Below are 22,274 nucleotides of genomic sequence, written 5' to 3'. Positions count from 1 at the left end.
CAGCGAGTAAACCGCGATGGGACGCTACCAGCCGTGGGGGCTAAGCACAATGGTTACCAATACAATCTATTTTATCATATTCTGACTCTAGACCGAAATTTGTAAAAAATTGTGAAAAATATTTGCAATTTGTTTCACAAGACGAGTGGTTATGCTATAATCTTTAAGAAAGTTAATTTCACAATCGGATTGTATTTAAAGTGTATGTTGTCATTTACGGAGTGACAACGAGTGCTATTGATTAGGAGGGCCCTCATTTGACAGACCAAAAGATTCCCCGCGCAACAGCTAAACGGTTACCAATTTACTACCGTTACCTGAATATTTTGCTGGACGCGGACAAGACACGTGTTTCATCGACCGAGCTATCAGAGGCCGTTAAAGTTGATTCTGCAACTATTCGGCGTGATTTTTCCTACTTCGGTGCCCTAGGTAAACGAGGTTACGGATATGATGTCGAAAGTTTATTGAAGTTTTTCAAGAAGATCTTGAACCAAGATCGCTTGACCAACGTTGCCTTGATCGGTGTTGGTAACTTGGGTCACGCGTTGTTGAATTTCAACTTTCACCAAGACAGTAATGTTCGGATCAGTGCAGCTTTTGACGTGAATGAAGACATCGCAAACACCATTCAGAGTGGGGTACCGATCTATCCTATGACTGATTTACGAACGCAGCTGGAAGAACAACAGATTGAAGTGGCAATTTTGACCGTGCCATCACCCGTTGCACAAGAGGTAACGAACAACGCCATTGCTGGTGGTATCAAGGGTATCTTGAACTTCACACCACTGCGGATCACGGTGCCAAAAAACATTCGGGTACAAAACGTTGATTTGACCAACGAGTTGCAAACGTTGATCTATTTCTTGGAACATTATAACGATAAAAACTAAGCAACGCGTATTGCAATGCGTCACTTAGGTGAGGGGAAGCCGTGATAAAATCATGGCTTCTTTTTTTGCGTTGACGAAGAATTGAAAGCTTTGAAGGCTAGTCAAACCTGCTGTAGCAATCGTGCTAGCACCTAAATTAGGAAACGGAGTGGGTCATTTAATCAGCTATGGTGGCATAGGCCCCATAACAGGCGGAATCTCTGATCGTCGTAGTGCGAAGAGATTTGGTCGTAGCAATGTTGCTAATGCTGGGCTGACACCAGTAGTTTATTTTTCAGCCTTCAGCCCCAAACAAAGGTCAACGGCTATCAAATATTTAATTTTTCGCGAGCTTTCATGGGTGCTAAGGCATTTCCGGAAACGGTTGCAAAATAGTTTGTCAAATTCCTTGATTTTTAGCGAAAAAAACCATATATTAGATATTGTGATTAGCACTTATGTTAGTCAAGTGCTAACAGTGCTAAAAAGTAAGTTTATTGGAGGGATTCAAGTGTTAAAACCATTAGGAGACCGCGTCATTTTGGATCAACCACAAGAAGAAGAAACCACGGTTGGTGGCATTGTTTTGGCAAGTAATGCGCAGGAAAAGCCTTCAACGGCAAACGTTGTTGCTGTTGGTGATGGCCGTGTGTTAGACAATGGCGATAAGGTAGCCCCAACTGTTAAAGTTGGCGACAAGGTATTGTTCGACAAGTATGCCGGCACGGAAGTTAAGTACCAAGACTCGACGTACCTTGTTTTACACGAAAAGGACTTAGTTGCAGTTGTTGACTAACCTTTCCCACTGATACAGAGCGTAATTAAAAAATTTAGTATGAGGTGAATTAGAATAATGGCTAAAGAATTAAAGTTCTCTGAAGACGCACGTAGCAAGATGCTTGCTGGTGTAGATAAGTTGGCGAACACCGTTAAGACCACCTTAGGACCTAAGGGTCGTAACGTTGTTTTGGAACAAAGCTACGGTAACCCAACCATCACTAACGATGGTGTGACGATTGCTAAGTCCATTGAATTAGACGACCATTTCGAAAACATGGGTGCCAAATTGGTTTCCGAAGTTGCTTCCAAGACCAACGATATCGCTGGTGATGGGACTACGACTGCGACTGTTTTGACGCAAGCCATCGTTAACGAAGGTATGAAGAACGTCACTGCTGGTGCCAACCCTGTTGGTATCCGTCGTGGGATTGAAAAGGCAACAAACGCTGCCGTTGAATCTCTGCACAAGATGTCTATCGACGTTAAAACGAAGGAAGATATCGCCCAAATCGCTTCTATTTCTTCAGCAAGCAAGGAAACTGGTTCCTTAATTGCTGACGCTATGGAAAAGGTTGGGAACGATGGGGTTATTACGATTGAAGAATCCCGTGGTGTTGATACCAGCTTAGACGTTGTTGAAGGGATGCAGTTTGATCGTGGGTACATGTCACAATACATGGTTACCGACAACGATAAGATGGAAGCTAACCTCGACAACCCATACATCTTGATTACTGACAAGAAGATTGCCAACATTCAAGATATCTTGCCTGTTTTACAAGCCGTTGTTGAACAAAGTCGTTCACTCTTGATCATCGCCGATGACATCACTGGTGAAGCTTTGCCTACGTTGGTTCTGAACAAGATGCGGGGAACGTTCAACGTCGTTGCTGCTAAGGCTCCTGGCTTTGGTGACCGTCGTAAGGCAACCTTGCAAGATATCGCTATCCTGACTGGTGGGACTGTCATCACCGATGACCTGGGTCTTAACTTGAAGGACACAACCATTGACCAATTAGGTCAAGCTCAAAAGGTTAACGTTACCAAGGACTCAACGACTATCGTTGAAGGTGCTGGTTCTAAGGATCAAATCGCTGAACGAGTTGCTGAAATCAAGGGTCAGATCGATGAAACCTCTTCTGACTTTGACAAGGACAAGCTCAAGGAACGTTTGGCTAAGTTAGCCGGCGGGGTTGCTGTTGTTCGTGTTGGTGCCGCAACTGAAACGGAATTGAAGGAACGGAAGTACCGGATTGAAGATGCTTTGAACGCTACCCGTGCCGCCGTTGAAGAAGGCTTTGTTGCTGGTGGTGGTACTGCCTTGATCAATGTTATTGGAGACGTTGCGAAGGTTGAAGCCGAAGGTGACGAGTTAACTGGTGTTAACATTGTTCTGCGTGCCTTGGAAGAACCAGTTCGTCAAATCGCTCAAAACGCTGGGGTCGAAGGCTCCGTTGTGGTTGAACATTTGAAGGGCGAAAAGCCAGGCGTTGGGTACAACGCTGCTGATAACAAGTACGAAGACATGGTTAAGGCTGGTATTACCGACCCAACCAAGGTTACCCGTTCTGCTCTGCAAAACGCTGCCTCCGTTTCCGCATTGTTGTTGACGACTGAAGCTGTGGTTGCTGAAAAGCCAGAAGACCATCCAGCACCAGCTGCACCAGCTGCTAACCCAGGTATGGGCGGCATGATGTAAGCTTCATCAATTTATTGATAATGAAGGCGTCGATCCGTTGTGGGTCGGCGTTTTTTGTATTGGCGTACCGATGATGCGTTTGGTAGCCACCTCTTTCAGCGACATGGCAGGGGAGCGTCTTTATCTGGTAACGTCACGATACGTGTGGTGAACTTTCGTGAGGAAGTGAGTGGATAAAGTGCTGTTAAATCAATCTTTAGGGGCAGCAATAAATCAAAGTAAAAAACAACCCTTTATTTCTCTCACGCTTTGCCGGATAATGGAAAAGTTCGGTTGCCAAATATTCGGTTGCGAAGTCAGAGATTTGTGGTAATGTTTAGCTAGTTGTAGTAGAATTACGTCTGCATTCGAACTTGAATTAAATCAAGCAATTATACGGCGGGTGAATGCCCGTTTTCATTATTTATGGAGATAAGGAGTAAATAGTCATGTGGCGTTATTTAAAGCGGGTTTTAATTGGAAAACCCCTCAAGACCATGGACGAAGGCGGTCAGGCACTAACCAAGTTTAAAGCACTGGCTCTCTTGTCGTCTGATGCGTTATCTTCCGTGGCTTATGGTACTGAGCAAATCACCACAGTCCTAATTACCTTGTCAGCGGCTGCATTGATGTACCAATTGTGGGTTGCTGCACTGGTCTTAGTTCTGTTATTTGCGATTACGCTTTCTTACCAGCAAATTATTCATGCCTACCCATCTGGTGGGGGCGCCTACGTTGTAGCTAGTACGAACTGGGGACAATCGGCGGGATTGATTGCCGGTGGTTCGCTGCTCGTTGACTACATGTTGACCGTGGCGGTTTCCACGACTTCTGGGACTGAAGCGATTACGTCGGCAATTCCGGCGCTATATCCGTATTCTGTATGGGTATCAGTCTTAATTGTGATTGGTATTATGTTGTTGAACTTACGGGGGATGCGTGAATCGGCAGCGTTTCTAACGGTTCCCGTTTACCTCTTCATTCTGATGATCATTGTGATGATTGGGGTTGGGTTCTACAACATTGTGACGGGTAATATCACGTATCACGCGGCGGCCTCGTTTAACGGTCCCGTCCAAGGCATGACGCTGTTGCTGTTCTTCCGAGCCTTCTCGTCTGGGTCTTCTTCCCTGACGGGGGTGGAAGCCATCAGTAACGCTGTGCCCAACTTCAAGGAACCGAAGCGGCACAATGCTGCGGCGACCTTAGCCATTATGGCGGGTATCTTGGCCATCTTCTTCGCTGGGATTACGTTCTTGAGTTACTATATGGGAATTCGCCCACAAAGTAACCAAACCGTCTTGTCTCAAATTGGGACCGGGGTCTTCGGGCACGGGGTCTTCTATTACATCCTTCAGTTGTCCACTGCGATGATCTTGGCAGTGGCAGCCAACACCGGGTTCTCAGCCTTTCCAATCTTGGCTTACAACCTGGCTAAGGATAAGTTCTTACCCCACGCCTACCTGGACAGAGGGGATCGGTTGGGTTACTCTAACGGAATTATTTCTTTGGCCGTTGGGGCTATCGTTCTGATCTTTATTTTCCATGGGCAAACGACCTTACTGATTCCACTGTATGCGGTTGGGGTTTTCGTACCATTCACGTTGTCACAATCAGGAATGATTATTCACTGGTTTAGAACACGTGAGGGATTCTGGCTGGGTAAGGCCTTTATCAACTTAATTGGGGCTCTCATTTCTCTGGTCCTCGTGATCTTCTTACTGTTCTTGCACTTCGGTAATGTTTGGCCATATTTGATCATCATGCCATTGATCCTGCTGTTGTTCTACCGAATCAATCAGCATTATCACAATGTGGCTAAGCAATTGCGGGTTGCTGCTAAGGAAAAGGCGGACATCCATCAATACGATGGGGCAACGGTCATTGTCCTGGTCAGCAACATCACGCGGGTAACGTCTGGTGCCATTAATTATGCACAGTCCATTGGGGACTACGTCATTGCGATGCACGTGTCTTTCGATGAAAACCCTGAGAAGGAGCATAAGACGGCTCAAGAATTCAAAGAGGAGTTCCCAGACATACGGTTTGTGGATATCCATTCCTCCTACCGGTCGATTGCGACGCCAACGTTGCGGTTCTGTGATGTGATTGCGAAGCGGGCGGCGGAGCGGAACTTTACGACTACGGTCCTGGTTCCCCAATTCGTTCCTCGGCATCCTTGGCAAAACGTTTTGCATAACCAAACGGCGTTACGACTACGGACGATTTTGAACTCGCGGGAAAATATCATTGTCTCGACGTATAATTATCATTTGAAAGAGTAGTTGTCGAACTGAGCTGCTAATTAACCAGTCAATCGACACTGATAAAAAGACATTGGGACCTCGTCTCGATGTCTTTTTTTGTTGTTGGAAATTGAGGTGGCCTTATTTGGAAAATGACTGGACACATTCCTCATAAGATAAATAAAAAAAGGTCCTCCCGGCTTGGGAGAACCTTGAGAAGTTGCTGATCTTTAGCGTAGGCCAACCAGTGAAGCAAACTGTGGAACCACCAGGTCGACGACGATTGAGATAACGACGACGGCGATGGAGGCCATGGACCCTTGAATAGATCCCAGTTGTAAGGCTTTGGCTGAACCCACCGTCTTCCCAGCGGTCCCTAATCCTAACCCGGCACCGATGGGGTCGTTGTTGATCCGGAAGACTTTTACCAGCCAGTCACCTAACGCGTAGATGATAACGGCGTTTAGGATACAAACCATGGCAGTAATGGCTGGGTTCCCACCGATAGCTGCCGCAATTGGCATTGCAATGGCCGTGGTGGCCCCGGTAGGTAGTAATGAAGCCAACGTCCCCTTAGACAGTCCAAAGAGCTTACCAGCCTCGTAGATGATGAATAACGAGATGATCAGTCCAACGACCAGTGAGAGGACAATTTCTAACCAGAAACGCTTAACGATGTCATTCCGTCGGTACAGAGGAATGGCAAAGGCGATGGTTGCTGGGTTTAAGAACCAGAAGATGATATTTCCTCCAGGAAGGTAGGCCGATTTGTAAAAGGTGGCAGTGTCCGTGCCAAATGCTTTGGCCAGGAGGAAGAGAATAAAGATTCCTAATACCATTCCCACAAATAGGGGTTGGAAGATAAAGAATCCCTTACTAATCTTGAAAAGCCATTGGCCGATTAAGAAGACGACCAACGTGAGAAAAATCCCAAAAACAGCGTTACCCGCAGAGGCACCCGTGGCCGTTTTACTTAGGCCATCGCCTAGCCACTTGCCCCAAACCGCCATCTCGGCGGCAACATTTAAGCTGATCATAATTCTCCATCCTTTTCTGTTGAGTGTTAATCGTTGTCAGGCAAATTATTGGTCGATATCGGTATTTCCGTGGAAGACGTGCTTCCGAATCCAAATAAATCCGGCCGTGGTGTAGGCAATGACGACCAGCATCACAATTGTGGCAATGATGACCACGATGATGATCTTAACGCCTTCAGCTTGCAGTACCTTTAGACTGGCAGCCAGCTGAATTCCTGAGGGAACGAACAGAAAGGCAATTAAACTGATTAAGAAGTCCCCAAACTTCTCAACATTCCGGAGCTTTACGATGTGGGTGGCTAGTAGGACGTAGAGGAGAATCAGTCCGACCACTGGCGTAGGCACCGGAAAACTAGCAGGAAACAGAGGGGAAATAAGGCTGGAAACGAACAGAATAGCAGCGAAGATACCCATTTGAATCAAGATGGGAGAAGCTTGTTCCTTTTCAGGAGCTTCTGCTGATGAAACTTTTTTATTAGCAGCCATTGAAAACTCTCCTTTCAATTGATGACCTGGTTGCACGACAATCCCCAAAATTTAGAGGGCAAACCTGTTCTGAATTGAATGCATAATTGTATTATATGGGGTGTAAGCGCTTAAAACAAGCGTAAATATCGTATTCACTATACGTTTATAAGTATTAATTATTATCCGTGTGATAAATCACAAATGTCGTTATTGTAGACTGGCGCCCAGTGGTGATGGGGAGACCAAAGTTGCGGCATTTTTCACAAAAAACTTTTTTTACAAACTAAATGGTGGTTGTGTTTAATTTACGAGATTTGTATAATTAGCAAAAGAACCATTAGGAAAGAATGAGGACACTTTATGAAATTTGAGATTATTGTTAGCTTGTTTGCTACCATGATTATCTCCGCGGTCCTAACCCCGTTTGTACGCCGCTTTGCGTTTCAAATTGGTGCGGTGGATAAACCAAATCAACGCCGGGTCAACAAGGTTCCCATGCCGACGTTGGGCGGCTTAGCTATCTTTATTGCATTTACGTTTTCAACGATGTTTTTGTTGCGAGATCAAATGCCGACGCAACAGTTGTGGGGGCTGTTCGGTGGTGAGTGTATCATCGTTGCCGGTGGGATGATCGACGATGTCTTCGAGCTAAAGCCACGGCAAAAGGTGATGTTTCAGCTGTTAGCAGCCATTGAAGTTTACTTCGTGGCGGGTATCCGAATGCGATATTTAACGTTACCCTTTGTGGGTGCCTGGCACTTTGGCTGGTTATCGTTACCCATTACGTTGTTGTGGATCGTTGCCATCGTGAACGCTATCAACCTGATTGATGGGTTAGACGGATTGGCGACGGGGGTCTCGATCATTGCATTAACGACGACTGGAATTACCGGGCTGTTCTTCTTGAACGTGGCCAATACCTGGGTGGCTATCATGATTTTTGCGTTAGTTGCTGCCATGGTAGGTTTCCTGCCGTACAACTTTTTCCCAGCCCGAATTTACCTGGGAGATACTGGGGCGCAATTCATTGGATTTATGATTGCCTGTTTCTCCCTGTATGGTTTGAAGAATGTGACCTTCATTTCTGTGATTATTCCGGTTATTATTTTGGGGGTACCTATCACGGATACGGTGTATGCTATGATTCGTCGAATTTTGAATCGGCAGCCTATTTCTCACGCAGATAAGCACCATTTGCATCATCGCTTGATGCAATTGGGATTGACGCACAGACAGACGGTTCTAGTAATTTACGGGATTGCGTTAATTTTCTCGTTTATTTCACTGCTGTATCCGTTGTCCACGATTTGGGGGTCCGTGTTGTTGACCATTGCGATTCTGATTGGTTTGGAGCTGTTCGTTGAGGCCATCGGATTAGTAGGGTCAGACCGGCAGCCACTCTTACACTGGATCAACCGGGTCGTTAAGAAGTTAACGTCGAAGAATTCGGAAAGATAGGGGTAAGAGTGTGATATGAGGCGATTAGCTAGTGGGTACTAACGTCGTGCACCGAATAGTCCTAATCCTGGATTGTTTGGCGCTCGGGGTTAAGCGGAGCTAGCTGCCTCATGGCGCACGTTTTCGCCACATAAAATTCATCAGCCAAAAGAGGAGCCAGGGGGAAAATCCCCGAGGCTCCTTTTTACGTGGAATCACATCGCAATAGCCCAAGTGTTCAAGTAAGGTTAGTCATTCGATCGGCTGCTGGCGTTGATTTCGACTGGGACCTCGTTGTAGGCAATGTCGCCCAGGTCCACGGTTAGCCGGTCACTCAGCAGGTTGGTGATGGCTGTTTGTATGGTGGTCACGGCGTCCAAATCAACGGAAATGGTGATTGAAACTGCCGCCGTGTACGTGGTGTCCGTGATACTGATCTGATTTTCAGTGAGGTAGTGATTGAGACGGTCGTAGTTGGGATAGTCCACGGTAATTGTCATGGCTTGCTGCCGGACGAGTTTAACCACGCCGACCGCCTCGATTCCAGTGGAGGTAGCATTACTATATGCCCGAATCAGGCCACCAGCGCCCAGCTTAATACCGCCAAAGTAACGGGTGACCACGCCAATGACGTTGTGCAGATGGTTACGTTGGAGCACCGTGAGGATGGGAACTCCGGCGGTACCAGAAGGCTCGCCGTTGTCGCTTTCTCGTTGGATCTCGTCGTGTTCACCGACCATATAGGCCCAACAATGATGGGTTGCTTTCGGTTCACGCGCGGTTATTGCGGCAATGAAGGCCTTAGCTTCATCTTCGCTGGATACACGACCGAGGTCGGCAATGAACCGTGATTTTTTAATTTCAAGTTCGTGATTACCGCTTGCTTGAATGGTTAAGTAGTCAGTTTCCATTAGCAGACACCTTTCTTCTAAATAAAGTTAGTTTTAAAAAAATTAGGGACGCCCTTCGCGTAGTTAAACAGTAAAGGCCGGAAGGGGAGAATTTTTCTTGGATAATGATGAGCAATTCTTTGGTCGGTGGGTCCCGTCTATGAGGTTACCACTGGGACCGATGACCAACTGTGAGGCAATTGAGCAGAGCCGTGGTTCAGCACGATGTACCCGCTGTGGTAATTGGCTACCGGTAACTGATCAGTTACCGAACGGGGCACTGTACTGTCGGCAATGCCTACAGTTGGGGCGTTTGACCACGCACCATAAATTATACACTATTCCGGAACCTAATCGGTTTTCACTGATGACAGAATCGCCATTGACCTGGCCAGGAACGCTTAAACCACAGCAGATGGTGGCAGCAACGGCTGTGCGTGAATTGGCGGCGGCCCGGCGGAACCAATTGTTGTGGGCGGTCACTGGTGCTGGCAAGACGGAAATCCTGTATCCGGCACTAGCCTGGGCACTGCAGCAAGGCTGGCGCGTCGCCTGGGCATCGCCACGGGTGGACGTTTGCTTGGAATTGGCGCCACGGCTAGCCCGGGCCTTTGCCGGTGTGTCTCAGGCGGTTTTGCATGGGAAACAGGAACGTCCCTATACTTATCGGCAGCTGACAATTTGTACCACGCACCAACTTCTGCGTTTTCATGCGGCGTTTGACTGGTTAATTGTGGATGAGGTCGATGCTTTTCCACTCACCACGAGTCCAATGTTACAGCGAGCCGTGAAACAGGCTCAGAAAGCTAGTGGAAGTCACATTTTTTTGACGGCAACCCCAGATTCTCATTTGCAAAGGTTAGTGGCACAACGAAAGATTAGTGTGACTTATGTGCCCTTACGATATCACGGTTACCTGCTCCCACAGATGATGGTTCATCTGAGCTGGCAATGGCGGCAACACTTGCTGAAGGGGCGGCTCCCGGGTCAGCTCGTTCGTCAATTACGGGGGTATCAGCGCATGGGGCAACGTTTTCTCCTATTTGTTCCCCATGTGGCAGACTTAGCACCAGTTGTGGCAGCCTTGGCTCGGGCCAGAATTGTTGGTGGGGCGACAGTCCACGCTGCTGATTCAGAGAGAACCGAAAAAGTTCAGGCGATGCGTGATGAGCGTTGTCAGTTTTTAGTGACGACCACTATCCTTGAACGAGGAGTGACGTTTTCCAACGTAGCCGTGGTGATTCTGGGCGGGGATGATGCGGTCTTTTCAACAGCGGCCTTAGTCCAGATTGCAGGTCGAGCGGGACGCCATGCCGCCCATCCCCGGGGCGAAGTGACGTGTTATTGTCAGAGCCAGTCGCGGACAATTCAGCGAGCACGTGCCATGATCAGCCACTTAAATCGGCAAGGACGCCAGCAGGGGGGCCGATGATGGCCCTATGTGTGTGGTGTAATGGTGATATTCCCCAGACGGTAACTCTGACCCAAATACTCAGTTGGGGACCATTTCCGGTCCAAGAAGTCTGTCAGGCTTGTCGGGGGCGACTCACACGGATCACTGGTAGTTGTTGTTGTCCACGGTGTGGTCGTCAGCAGCACGATAGCACTATTTGCCATGATTGTGAGCGCTGGGATGATAGCGTGGTTAATCGGGCACTGTTTCAGTACGATGCGGGTTTTAAGGCGTACATGCAACAGTACAAGTTTCAGGGAGACTATGCGTTACGTATTGTGTTGCAAGCAGCGTTGGCCCAGTCTTTGCGACGAGCTGTGTACGATGTGTTAGTTCCCATTCCGGTGGATTTAGCGACCTGGCAGACCCGCGGTTTTAATCAGGTGACGGGGTGGCTGACTGATCAACCATTTTTCCAAGCTCTAGAGGTGGTTGCTGAGCACAAGGAACGTCCCCAATCTGCCAAAACGCGGGCAGAGCGATTGGTCACGCCCCAGCCATTTTCGTTAGCTCCGAACGCGGGCAAGCTGCTTCGGGACCAACGTGTTTTACTCTTGGATGATGTCTACACGACGGGGCGGACAATTCGGCATGCCATTGATCAAATTAATTTGAGCGGTGCGAAAGCGGTTACTAGCTTGACTTTAGCGCGTTAAATTGTGATTATTTTACTTAGATTAATTGTTTATGAGAGGGCTTTCTATTATAATAAATGTAAGCAAAGCATATTAGAAGAGTGGTCCTTCTAATGCTAAGCAAGCCAAGTATCTCTTGGCTGAAGGGAGAGAAGTTTTATGCTCACATTTAATATTCGTGGTGAAAACATCGAAGTTACTGACGCAATACGGGATTACGTTGAAAAGCGTATCAGCAAGTTGGAGAAATATTTCGACAACAACGTTGAGGCAATTGCGCATATCAACCTGAAGGTCTACCAAAACAAGACAGCGAAGGTTGAAGTAACAATCCCACTCCCATACTTGACATTACGGGCAGAGGAAACCTCTCCGGACTTATATGCAAGTGTTGACCTGGTTACGGACAAGCTGGAACGTCAGATCCGCAAGTACAAGACTAAGGTAAACCGTAAGTCCCGGGAAAAAGGTTACAAAAACCTCGACTTCTCAGCTGAAACGCCTGACGCCGATTCCGACGACAAAGGTGAGTTAGAAGTTGTCCGGACCAAGCGGGTTTCTTTGAAGCCAATGGATAATGAAGAGGCCGTTCTGCAAATGGACATGTTAGGCCACGACTTCTTTATCTACGAAGATGCTGAAACCAATGGTATCAGCATCGTCTACCGCCGGAATGACGGTCGGTATGGTTTGATTGAAGCCGACGACGAGTAATGTTAAATCAACTAACGAAGCACTGCTACCCTGCAGTGCTTTTTTAGTTATAATTCGAAGAAGAAAGCGGTTACCATTGCGTTGACCACGTCTTAAAGTTTCATCTTGGGTTGGTTAGTGGTAAAATGTAGGTTGATTTATTGTAAATAAATGGGTAACTTTAAATAGACTTATTAAATGTACTGAAGGGAATTCTCACATGCCAAATATTTTGAAACGATGGGTCGAAAGTGATCGCCGGACTTTACGACGCCTCAGTAAATTAGCGGACCAAGTTGGTTCTTACGCTGATGAATATGAACAACTTTCAGACGATGATCTGAAGGCGAAAACGCCAGAGTTCAAGCAGCGCTACCAAGACGGCGAAACTTTAGACGACTTACTGCCTGAAGCCTTTGCTGCAATTCGTGAGGGCGCACGGCGGGTCCTCGGTCTCTATCCATTCCACGTGCAAATCATGGGGGGAATTGTGCTTCACGAAGGAAATATCTCCGAAATGAAGACCGGTGAAGGGAAGACCTTGACTGCCACGATGCCTGTCTACCTAAATGCTATTGCTGGCAAAGGGGTTCACGTTGTTACGGTTAACGAATACTTATCTGCTCGTGATGCTACCGAAATGGGTGAATTGTATTCTTGGATGGGCTTAACGGTTGGCTTAAACTCCGCTGAAAAGTCACCAGAAGAGAAGCGAGAAGCCTACAATGCCGATATCACTTATTCAACCAACGGGGAAATCGGGTTCGATTACCTGCGTGATAACATGGTCGTCTACAAAGAAGACATGGTACAGCGTCCACTGAATTTCGCGATTGTCGATGAAGTTGACTCCATCCTGATCGATGAAGCGCGGACGCCATTGATTATTTCTGGCCAATCCGAGGGAACGAGTGCTCTTTACCAACGGGTGGATCGTTTTGCTAAGACGTTACACGAAAAAGATGACTTTAAGATTGATTTGGAATCCAAGACGGTTGCCTTAACCGATCAAGGAATTGAAAAAGCCGAAAAATACTTTAATTTGAAGAACCTGTATGATACGGATAACACGGCCTTGACCCACCATTTGGATCAGGCGTTACGGGCTAACTTTATCATGTTACGTGATAAGGATTACGTGGTTCAAGACGGTGAAGTTCTGATTGTTGATTCCTTCACTGGACGGGTTATGGACGGTCGTCGTTACTCAGACGGGTTGCACCAAGCCATTGAAGCCAAAGAAGGCGTTGAGATTCAGGAAGAAACTAAGACGATGGCCAATATTACCTACCAAAACTTGTTCCGGATGTACAAGAAGCTTTCCGGGATGACTGGTACGGCGAAGACCGAAGCCGAAGAATTCCGAGAAATCTACAACATGGAAGTCGTTTCTGTGCCAACCAACAAACCAGTTGTCCGAGTTGACCAACCTGACTTGCTATACCCAACTTTGGAATCTAAATTCGATGCCGTTATTCGGGAGATCAAGGACTTGCATGAAAAGGGTCAACCAATGTTGATTGGTACCGTGGCCGTTGAAACATCCGAATATTTGTCTGAACGGTTGGATCAGGAAAAGATTCCTCATGTGGTCTTGAACGCGAAGAACCATGCAAAAGAAGCCGATATCATCCAAAATGCTGGTCAACGTGGTGCCGTTACGATTGCTACCAACATGGCTGGGCGGGGAACCGATATTAAATTGGGACCCGGCGTGGTCGAAATTGGTGGATTAGCCGTTATTGGGACTGAACGGCATGAATCACGACGGATCGATAACCAACTTCGTGGCCGTTCAGGTCGTCAAGGGGACCCTGGTATGACACAGTTCTACCTGTCGCTGGAAGATGACTTGATGCGTCGGTTCGGTTCAGATCGGGTCAAGAGTTTCTTGGAACGGATGAACGTTGATGGCGAAGATGCCGTTATCCGGAGCCGGATGATTACGAAGCAAGTTGAATCCGCCCAAAAGCGGGTTGAAGGGAATAACTACGATTCCCGGAAGAACGTGCTACAGTACGATGACGTGATGCGTCAGCAACGGAACGTTATCTACGGCGAACGGAACCAGATCATTAACCAAGAAGAATCCCTTAAGTGGGTTCTGATGCCAATGATCAAGCGGACCGTTGATCGCGTGGTTGACTTGCATACACAAGGCGATCAAGCAGATTGGGACTTGGATACGTTACTGGACTTTGGAATCTCCGCAATGGTTACGCCTGAAAAAATCAGCTTAGACGCACTGAAGAACAAGACCGCTGATGAGATCAAGGAATTCTTTATGGGCTTGGCCAACGATGTCTACACCGAAAAGCAAAAGCAACTTTACGATCCAGCGCAAATGTTGGAATTTGAAAAGGTTGTGTTGTTACGGGTCGTAGATTCTCACTGGACCGACCATATTGATGCCATGGATCAATTACGTCAATCAATTGGTTTACGTGGATACGGGCAGTTGAACCCATTGGTTGAATACCAACAAGATGGGTTCCGGATGTTTGAAGAAATGATTTCAAACATTGATTACGATACTACCCGGTTGTTCATGAAGTCTGAAATTCGACAAAATATTACCCGGTAAACGGGAACGTGACGAGGCGGGAAGTAATTCCAGCCTCGTTTTGTCTTAATTGCCGGGATCGACTATGGGATGAAGAGAGTTATTAGACTGTTTTGCCTAGGCAAGTTACTAAACTAACCGAAAATAATTTAAAAGGAGCCAATGTACAATGGAATTAAGCGATGCAAAGCGCGAAATTGCAACCATGCGCAGTCAGTTAACCGGCTTTAGGGGGTCGCTTTGACTTTGATGCTTTAAATGAAAGCATTAGTGTCAATGAGTCCCAAATGGCTGAGCCTAACTTTTGGGACGATGCGCAGGCGGCGCAACGATTGATCGATGAGACCAATGAGATGAAAAAAAAGGTTGACGAATATCAGAACCTGGCCAACCAAATTGATGATCTCGAGGTGGCTCTGGAGCTCCTTCAAGAGGAACCAGATGCAGATATGCAAACGGAATTTGAGCAGGACTTTGCGACGGCCCAAAAGGCCCTTCAGCAATATAGTCTCAACATGTTACTGAACCAGAAATATGATCGTAACAATGCTATCCTGGAAATTCATCCTGGGGCCGGGGGGACGGAATCTCAAGACTGGGGTGACATGCTCATGCGGATGTATACGCGCTGGGCGGAGCAGCATGACTTTAAGGTCACGGTATTAGACTATCAACCAGGCGACGTGGCTGGACTAAGCAGTGCAACCTTGCTGATTGCTGGTCACAATGCTTACGGTTACCTGCGTTCTGAAAAAGGGGTCCATCGATTAGTTCGCATCTCACCATTTGATTCGGCCGGGCGGCGACACACGTCGTTTGCTTCCGTGGATGTCCTACCAGAACTGGATGATTCCGTGGATGTGGAAATCAATCCGGCTGATTTGAAAGTCGACGTTTACCGAGCATCTGGTGCCGGCGGGCAACACGTTAACAAGACGTCCTCTGCGGTCCGAATCACCCACTTACCTACGGGAATCGTGACCCAAAGTCAGGCGCAACGGTCACAGCTTCAAAACCGCCAAACGGCAATGGGGATGCTGCGAGCTAAGCTTTACGAACGGGAACAAGAAAAGAAGGCCGAGGAGAAAGCCAAACTAGAAGGTGACCAAATGGATATTGGTTGGGGCTCCCAGATTCGGTCGTACGTTTTCCACCCGTATACCATGGTCAAGGATCACCGCACCAACTATGAAACGGGTAATGGGCAGGCCGTCATGGACGGGGACCTGGATCCATTCATTGATGCTTTCTTGCAGTGGCAGTTGAGTCAAAAGAACCCAAATTAATGATTTAATAGAATCCAATTATTAATATATTGGTTGCACGGGTAACACGAATGTCGTGTTGCCCGTTTTTGTTTCATGCTATACTGGGGACAGCTATTTTTTCAGGAAGGATGTCGATTTCATGCGGACATTAATTGCGCTGGGGAGTTATTTACTCCAGCCGCTGTTGTGGCTTGCCATTATTCGGGTCTGGTTGACCAGCAAGTCACGGATTAAAACTGAACGTCGCAGTTTTGGAAGTGCGGTGTACAGTGATCATTATGAGCTGCGGCATATGCTGACTCAGGGCCTGTTTCTGGGGGCCGGTCTCTCGCTACTAAACTTTTTATTGGGTTTCAGTTTGCCACTGCTGTGGATCATCCTCTACGAGGCCTTAGGATTCTTAACGCTACTGCTATTGCCAACCACTGTTTTACCAGTGACCTTAATTGTGATCACCACCCTGCTGACGGTTCTGGCGGGACCTTACATAACGGATAAGCCTGATTTAGCAACTGTTGGGTTGAGCTGGCATGGTGTGGCACACCTCAATTACTTATGGTTGTTGGTTATTTTCTTCATGATTTTGGGACACTGGTTGGCGAACTATGGTGGCCGCTTCGTGAGTCCCAAGATTTACGCTAAGCAGCGGGGCAAGCGAATTGCTGGCTATCCGTGGCGTGAGTTGTTGGTGCTCCCAATGGTGACGCTAGTGCCGGGCGATTGGTTTACCAGTCAGCTGAGCTTTTGGCCAGTACTGAATATTCATGGTCAAACGTATGCCGTTCTGGTAGTACCTTTGTTGTTGGGGTTGCGGTTTACGATCTTTCGGCAAGTCCCTCGCGTGGTCTATCGTCGATTGGCCCGCAAAATGGTATGGCTCGCCGTGTTGAGTTTGATCTGCTTGGGCTGGACGGCTTGGCGGCCACAAGATTTGCCAGTCGGATTAATCGTCCTGTTAGTTGGTTACGGACTAGTCCTATGGCAAGCTAAACGTTATGATGAACGGCAACAATTCTGGTATTCTCAAGTCGATGATGGTGTTCGTGTTTTGGCCATTCGTCCCCGAACTCCCGCAGTCAAAATGGATTTAGAGGCGGGGGACATCATTTTAGAGTGTAATCACCAAGCTATTAATAGTGAAACGAGTTTTTATGAAGCCTTACTAGCTAATCCAACGTATTGTCACTTGCGGGTGCGTGATGTTCAGGGGGAGCTGAAGGTGACCGAAACGGCCATTTATTCAGGTGCACCACATGAGATTGGCATCGTCCTATTCAGAGATCAGGAGGGGTAAACCTATGAGTAGAGTCTTAGTCGTCGATGACGAGCCAGCCATCGTGACGTTGTTACAGTACAACCTGGAACAAGCAGATTATCAAGTTGTGACGGCGATTGACGGTGAGCAGGCCTTAAACCTAGCGTTACATGAGAAGTTTGATGTCATTTTGTTAGATTTAATGTTACCCAAGATGGATGGCGTGGAAGTGACGAAACGCTTGCGCCAGGAAAAGATTAGTACACCCATCATTATGATTACGGCTAAGACTAGTGAATTTGATACCGTTTTTGGGCTGGAATTAGGAGCTGATGACTACATCACAAAGCCGTTTAGTCCCCGAGAGGTGATTGCCCGAATGAAGGCGGTCATGCGGCGGTACCACGATGACGAACCGCAGGCGACGACTCCGACGAAAGTTGATCACCGTTTGCAAGTCGCCGATTTGACGATTGATCAGGACAAGTTCCAAGTTAAGCGGGGAGCGACTCCCATTGACTTGACGCCCAAGGAGTTTGAACTTTTGCTCTTCTTTGCGAAACGTCCGGGTAAGGTTTGGAGTCGTGAACAGTTGCTGGAAGGCGTTTGGGGATTTGACTATAGTGGGCAAACCCGGATGGTGGATATTCACGTGTCTCACCTGCGTGAAAAAATTGAACGCGATCCGAAGCACCCGGTCCTTTTGAAGACCGTACGGGGGTTTGGCTACACGTTTGAGGCGCAGCCATGATTCGCCGTTTAATGATAGCATTGTTGATCACGGGAAGCTTGAACAGCTTGTTGGTATGGCTAGTGGATTCGCCACACTTAGGTTTAGCATTGCTGGTTGCTTGGTCCTTAGCAATTTTGGAAACAGTTGCTATTGGTTATCTGATCAGGTGGGGGAATCAGCGAATTTCAATTCTCACGAATAAGGTTCAGGGAATTCGCCATGAAGAGGCGCCGGCCCATGTGCTCCTATCACCACATGACCCGTTCTATCAATTGGCGCTACAGATCAATTATCTACAGACGCAGCAACGCAAGGTCCAACGTCAAATGGCTGGACAAAATCAGGAGTTCGCCACGTTATTGGATTACTTGCCCATTGGTGTCATGGTAATTGACCGGTATCGCAAGGTGGAGTTAGCTAATCCAGCGATGGAACAGTTTCTACAGCAGCGAATTTCTCCGCGCCGGCACCTGTTTACCCAGGATGTTCGCCAATTCGAGCTGGCCAGTCTCATCAACTCTGCTCTAAGTGAACGAAAAACACAGCACAAGACGTTAAAGCTTCCAGGTGTTACCGCTGACCGAACCGTCGACGTGCGGGCGGTTTATACGGCAACTTCTCAAGATTATTTTCAAGTGTTAGTTTTACTGTACGATGTGACGGAGGTTTATGCCGTTGAACAGATGCAGATGGACTTTGTGTCGAACGCTTCCCATGAGTTGAAGACACCAGTTACGGCCATTTCGGGGTTTGCTAAGACATTGCTAGCGGGAGCCAAAGACGATCCAGAGAAATCCGTTGAATTCTTAAAAATTATCGACGAACAAAGTGAGCGCTTAGTTGAGCTGATTAATGATGTGCTGACAATTTCTCACATTGAATCTGGGAACGCTGTCGAGGCAACGGCGGTTCCCGTTGGTCAGATGGTGGCCAATCAAGTTCAGCTATTGGCGCCATTAGCAGGCGTTAACCAAGTGACACTGGTCAATCGGGTGTCGACTGATTTGATTGAAACGACTGATCGTAGAAAATTTGATCAAATTCTGAAGAATGTCCTAGGTAATGCCATCAAATACAATCGGCCACAGGGATCAATTACGATTTCAACGACTAAATCAGGCCGGTCGTGGGCGTTAATTATTGCCGACACGGGGGTGGGGATTTCTCCTCAGGACCAGCTAAGAGTTTTCGAGCGCTTTTACCGAGCCGACGTTTCTCACTCAAATCAGTTGGTCAGTGGGAGTGGTCTTGGCCTGGCGATTGTCCGAGAACTAGTAGAGTCATTGAATGGTAAAATTGATTTACAAAGCGCTGTTGGCGAGGGAACGACGGTCACAATGACTTTCCCTGTCGATTAGCGTTGCCCCAACGGGATTCGCCAAAGTGGTGAATCCCGTTTTTTAATTTGCATAATAATTCCTAATAATGGGTTACATTTACACAACCTTTACAATACGTCTACCAGACATTTACATTCGTTCGCTATACTTACTTTTGAAATGGTTGAGCCGCGACGCTCAACCGATAGGAGGTCAAGCGGTATGTCTAAAAAACGCTGGGTACAGGGACTCGTTCTGGTGGTCTTACTAGGCTTCGGAGTCTTTGCTTATCAGACGCGTCAGGTCAGCCACGCGGGGGAATCTATCACCGCGGTTGGTTCGACAGCTCTGCAACCCTTAGTGGAGGCGGCAGGGGAACAGTATACAGGGGAACACTTAGGAACGTTTGTCAACGTTCAGGGTGGGGGTACTGGAACTGGTCTGAGCCAAATTCAAGAGGGCGCCGTGCAGATTGGTAATTCTGATCTGTTTGCTGCTGAGCAGAAGGGCATTCGTTCGACTGAACTGGTTGACCACCGGGTAGCTGTGGTCGGCATTACACCAATCGTCAATAAAAAGGTCGGCGTCAAAAACTTATCGACTAAAGAATTAATTGGCGTGTTTACTGGTAAGATTACCAACTGGCAACAGGTGGGCGGTGCTAACCTTCCTGTTGTTCTAATTAACCGCGCCCAGGGAAGTGGAACGCGGGCAACGTTTGAGCAATTTGGTTTGAACCAGAGCCGTTCAAAGACGGCGCAGGAACAAGATTCTTCGGGGATGGTGCGGTCAATTGTGGCTACCACCCCAGGTGCAATCAGTTATGTGGCGTTTTCTTACGTGGATAAGACGGTTCAAGAGTTGGACCTGAATCACGTTGCCCCAACGGAGGTTAACGTGACTACAAACAAATGGCGAATCTGGTCGTATGAACACTTGTACACCAAGGGACAGCCAGTTGGGTTGACCAAGAACTTCATTGCGTATGTTCAGTCGCCAGCGGTTCAAAAAACGTTGGTCCGTCAGCTAGGCTATTTGTCGCCTGATCAGATGCAAGTTGATCGCAATGCACAGGGGCACATTAAGCAGTTGGGAGGCACGAACTGATGAAAGCAACGCAACAGTTGGAACAACAGTTAAAGCGACGTTCTAAGGCTGCCAAATTGGAAATCTGGGGGCGGATCGTTAGTTTCTCGGCCCTGCTCTTGATTGTGGCAGTCGTGGTTGCCATCATTGGGTTTGTTGCCTCCAAGGGCATTGCCACGTTTACTAGCAATCACGTCAATCTCTGGGACTTTCTAACGGGTAAGCAGTGGAATCCTAATATTACGGATGCCAATGGTAAGCCCGAGGTCGGTGCGTTACCCATGATTGTGGGGTCGTTCTTAATTACCATCTTATCGGCTCTAGTGGCTACGCCGTTTGCGATTGGAACGGCAGTCTTTATGAATGAGATCTCACCTAATAGGGGAGCCAAAATTTTACAACCCGTTACGGAATTGCTGGTGGGAATTCCTTCAGTAGTTTATGGATTCATTGGGTTATCCGTCGTGGTCCCCGTGACGCGAGCCATTTTCGGTGGCAGTGGTTTCGGCATTTTTTCGGGAACCTGTGTACTCTTCGTGATGATTTTACCCACGGTAACGTCCATGAGTGCCGATGCTTTGAAGTCGGTCCCCCGCTATTACCGTGAAGCCTCATTAGCCTTGGGGGCAACGCAATGGCAGACCATTTATAAGGTGGTCCTTCGGGCGGCAACTCCGGGACTAATGACGGCGGTTGTCTTCGGAATGGCGCGCGCGTTCGGTGAGGCTTTGGCCGTACAAATGGTTATCGGTAACGCGGCATTGATGCCCAATAGTCTGGTGTCACCATCATCGACGCTGACTTCTGTCTTGACGACAGGAATTGGGAACACCGTGATGGGTTCTTTACAGAACAACGCGCTCTGGTCACTGGCCCTGGTACTCTTACTGATGTCCTTAATCTTTAACTTAATTATTCGCTTGATTGGCCGAAAGGGGCGCTTGCAATAATGACTTCTAAAAAACAAAATCAGCTAGCCATTGGTGCTCTTTATGGAATAGCCGGGGTGGTTGTCTTGATTCTGCTTGCGTTACTGGGCTACATCTTAGTGAGTGGGATGCCTAAGTTGAGCTGGCACTTCCTAACTTCTCCAGCCAAGGCATTTTTATCTGGTGGTGGGGTGGGAATCCAACTGTTCAATTCCTTTTACCTTTTGATTCTAGCGATGGCGATCTCCTTTCCCATTGCCTTGGGGGCGGCAATTTACCTCTATGAATACGCGAAGGATAATTGGGTGACTGCGACCATTCGAACGGCTATTGAAATTTTGAGCTCATTGCCATCGGTGGTGGTTGGTCTGTTTGGTTTTCTATTCTTCGTAGTGAAGTTGCGGCTAGGCTTCTCTATTCTTTCTGGGGCGTTTGCGTTAACCTTCTTTAACCTGCCGCTGTTGACGCGGAGCATTGAAGATTCACTCCGAACAATTAGTGATGTTCAGCGGGAAGGTGGCTTGGCACTGGGCTTATCACGTTGGGAAACCGTGACGCGAGTCATCTTACCAGCAGCCGTCCCCAGTATTTTGACTGGCGTCATTTTAAGTGCTGGCCGGGTCTTCGGTGAGGCTGCTGCCTTAATCTATACGGCGGGCCAGAGTGCCCCAGCTCTGAATTTCGCTGACTGGAATCCATTTAATATCTCTAGCCCGTTGAACCCGATGCGACCAGCCGAAACGTTAGCGGTTCATATTTGGAAAATCAATTCCGAGGGGATTATGCCGGACGCGCAAGCCATTTCGTCTGGGTCGTCCGCTGTTTTGGTCCTGGCAATCTTGCTATTTAACTTTGCCGCTCGTTACTTAGGTAAGCGACTGTACAAGCGGCTAACGTCTGCGTAAAGGAGGGCACGCCATGTTTGTTAA

General features: G+C 47.7%; 20 protein-coding genes. 16 read left to right on the top strand and 4 right to left on the bottom strand.

From position 1 onward, the window contains the following. The first annotated feature begins 257 nt into the window (after positions 1-257). From AB3Y94_RS04970 to AB3Y94_RS04955, 4 genes are all read left to right on the top strand, one after another. Positions 258-896 (top strand): redox-sensing transcriptional repressor Rex, encoded by a 639-nt coding sequence (locus AB3Y94_RS04970; protein ID WP_125683436.1) that lies wholly within the window; start codon positions 258-260, stop codon positions 894-896. Positions 897-1,386: 490 nt separating this feature from the next. Further along, positions 1,387-1,671, top strand: a complete 285-nt coding sequence (gene groES / locus AB3Y94_RS04965; protein ID WP_367295279.1) for a co-chaperone GroES — start codon at positions 1,387-1,389, stop codon at positions 1,669-1,671. 57 nt (positions 1,672-1,728) lie between these two features. Continuing rightward, on the top strand, positions 1,729-3,354 hold the full coding sequence (gene groL, locus AB3Y94_RS04960; protein WP_367295278.1) for a chaperonin GroEL: 1,626 nt from the start codon (positions 1,729-1,731) through the stop codon (positions 3,352-3,354). A 428-nt stretch (positions 3,355-3,782) separates the two neighbouring features. Next, entirely contained in the window at positions 3,783-5,618 is a 1,836-nt protein-coding gene (locus AB3Y94_RS04955) for an APC family permease (protein WP_367295277.1), read from the top strand. Between the two features lie 191 nt (positions 5,619-5,809). Here the strand turns inward: AB3Y94_RS04955 and AB3Y94_RS04950 are convergent, their stop codons facing one another. Together AB3Y94_RS04950 and AB3Y94_RS04945 are read right to left on the bottom strand one after the other, a co-directional pair. Beyond that, complete coding sequence (locus AB3Y94_RS04950) at positions 5,810-6,616, bottom strand: LrgB family protein (protein ID WP_367295276.1); 807 nt, start codon at positions 6,614-6,616, stop codon at positions 5,810-5,812. Between the two features lie 45 nt (positions 6,617-6,661). Continuing rightward, the gene (locus AB3Y94_RS04945; protein WP_125683446.1) at positions 6,662-7,102 is read right to left on the bottom strand and encodes a CidA/LrgA family protein; all 441 of its coding nucleotides are present in this window, start codon (positions 7,100-7,102) and stop codon (positions 6,662-6,664) included. Positions 7,103-7,444: 342 nt separating this feature from the next. Here AB3Y94_RS04945 and AB3Y94_RS04940 point away from each other — a divergent pair, with 342 nt between their 5' ends. Continuing rightward, positions 7,445-8,542 carry a glycosyltransferase family 4 protein gene (locus AB3Y94_RS04940; protein ID WP_125683448.1) on the top strand — a complete coding sequence of 366 codons (1,098 nt, stop codon included), beginning with the start codon at positions 7,445-7,447 and terminating at the stop codon, positions 8,540-8,542. Positions 8,543-8,769: 227 nt separating this feature from the next. Here AB3Y94_RS04940 and AB3Y94_RS04935 read toward each other — a convergent pair whose 3' ends face one another. Beyond that, positions 8,770-9,432 (bottom strand): YigZ family protein, encoded by a 663-nt coding sequence (locus tag AB3Y94_RS04935; RefSeq protein WP_367295275.1) that lies wholly within the window; start codon positions 9,430-9,432, stop codon positions 8,770-8,772. A gap of 97 nt (positions 9,433-9,529) precedes the next feature. Here AB3Y94_RS04935 and AB3Y94_RS04930 point away from each other — a divergent pair, with 97 nt between their 5' ends. Next, a complete protein-coding gene (locus AB3Y94_RS04930; RefSeq protein WP_367295274.1) occupies positions 9,530-10,843 on the top strand; it encodes a DEAD/DEAH box helicase in 1,314 nt (437 codons plus the stop codon). A 5-nt stretch (positions 10,844-10,848) separates the two neighbouring features. Here AB3Y94_RS04930 and AB3Y94_RS04925 read toward each other — a convergent pair whose 3' ends face one another. Next, positions 10,849-11,028 carry a hypothetical protein gene (locus tag AB3Y94_RS04925; RefSeq protein WP_367295273.1) on the bottom strand — a complete coding sequence of 60 codons (180 nt, stop codon included), beginning with the start codon at positions 11,026-11,028 and terminating at the stop codon, positions 10,849-10,851. Between the two features lie 24 nt (positions 11,029-11,052). Between AB3Y94_RS04925 and AB3Y94_RS04920 the strand changes: the two genes are divergently transcribed. The 10 genes from AB3Y94_RS04920 (at position 11,053) to pstA (ending at position 22,250) form a co-directional block, all read left to right on the top strand. Further along, positions 11,053-11,520, top strand: a complete 468-nt coding sequence (locus tag AB3Y94_RS04920) for a ComF family protein (RefSeq protein ID WP_367295272.1) — start codon at positions 11,053-11,055, stop codon at positions 11,518-11,520. 138 nt (positions 11,521-11,658) lie between these two features. After that, the gene (raiA, locus tag AB3Y94_RS04915) at positions 11,659-12,213 is read left to right on the top strand and encodes a ribosome hibernation-promoting factor, HPF/YfiA family (protein ID WP_367295271.1); all 555 of its coding nucleotides are present in this window, start codon (positions 11,659-11,661) and stop codon (positions 12,211-12,213) included. Between the two features lie 199 nt (positions 12,214-12,412). Next, positions 12,413-14,776, top strand: a complete 2,364-nt coding sequence (secA, locus tag AB3Y94_RS04910) for a preprotein translocase subunit SecA (RefSeq protein WP_367295270.1) — start codon at positions 12,413-12,415, stop codon at positions 14,774-14,776. A gap of 148 nt (positions 14,777-14,924) precedes the next feature. Next, a protein-coding gene (gene prfB / locus AB3Y94_RS04905) for a peptide chain release factor 2 (protein WP_367295269.1) occupies positions 14,925-16,041 on the top strand; the annotation gives its coding sequence in 2 pieces (ribosomal slippage) (positions 14,925-14,996 and positions 14,998-16,041; 1,116 coding nt in all). Between the two features lie 121 nt (positions 16,042-16,162). Then, positions 16,163-17,317: a PDZ domain-containing protein gene (locus AB3Y94_RS04900; protein WP_367295268.1), complete on the top strand. Its 1,155-nt coding sequence runs from the start codon at positions 16,163-16,165 to the stop codon at positions 17,315-17,317. Positions 17,318-17,321: 4 nt separating this feature from the next. Next, positions 17,322-18,029, top strand: a complete 708-nt coding sequence (locus AB3Y94_RS04895) for a response regulator (protein WP_367295267.1) — start codon at positions 17,322-17,324, stop codon at positions 18,027-18,029. Beyond that, positions 18,026-19,369 (top strand): sensor histidine kinase, encoded by a 1,344-nt coding sequence (locus AB3Y94_RS04890; protein WP_367295266.1) that lies wholly within the window; start codon positions 18,026-18,028, stop codon positions 19,367-19,369. Before AB3Y94_RS04895 ends, AB3Y94_RS04890 begins: the two co-directional genes overlap by 4 nt. 183 nt (positions 19,370-19,552) lie before the next feature. Continuing rightward, positions 19,553-20,437 carry a phosphate ABC transporter substrate-binding protein gene (locus AB3Y94_RS04885; protein WP_367295265.1) on the top strand — a complete coding sequence of 295 codons (885 nt, stop codon included), beginning with the start codon at positions 19,553-19,555 and terminating at the stop codon, positions 20,435-20,437. Then, positions 20,437-21,366, top strand: coding sequence for a phosphate ABC transporter permease subunit PstC (pstC, locus tag AB3Y94_RS04880; protein ID WP_367295264.1), 930 nt, complete (start codon positions 20,437-20,439; stop codon positions 21,364-21,366). The genes AB3Y94_RS04885 and pstC overlap by 1 nt, the downstream gene beginning before the upstream one ends. Continuing rightward, positions 21,366-22,250: a phosphate ABC transporter permease PstA gene (pstA, locus tag AB3Y94_RS04875; RefSeq protein ID WP_367295263.1), complete on the top strand. Its 885-nt coding sequence runs from the start codon at positions 21,366-21,368 to the stop codon at positions 22,248-22,250. Before pstC ends, pstA begins: the two co-directional genes overlap by 1 nt. The last annotated feature ends 24 nt before the right edge of the window (positions 22,251-22,274 follow it).

The organism is Levilactobacillus yonginensis (assembly GCF_964065165.1).
GTDB classification, from domain to species: domain Bacteria; phylum Bacillota; class Bacilli; order Lactobacillales; family Lactobacillaceae; genus Levilactobacillus; species Levilactobacillus yonginensis_A.
This window is presented reverse-complemented; position numbering and strand designations above follow the sequence as displayed.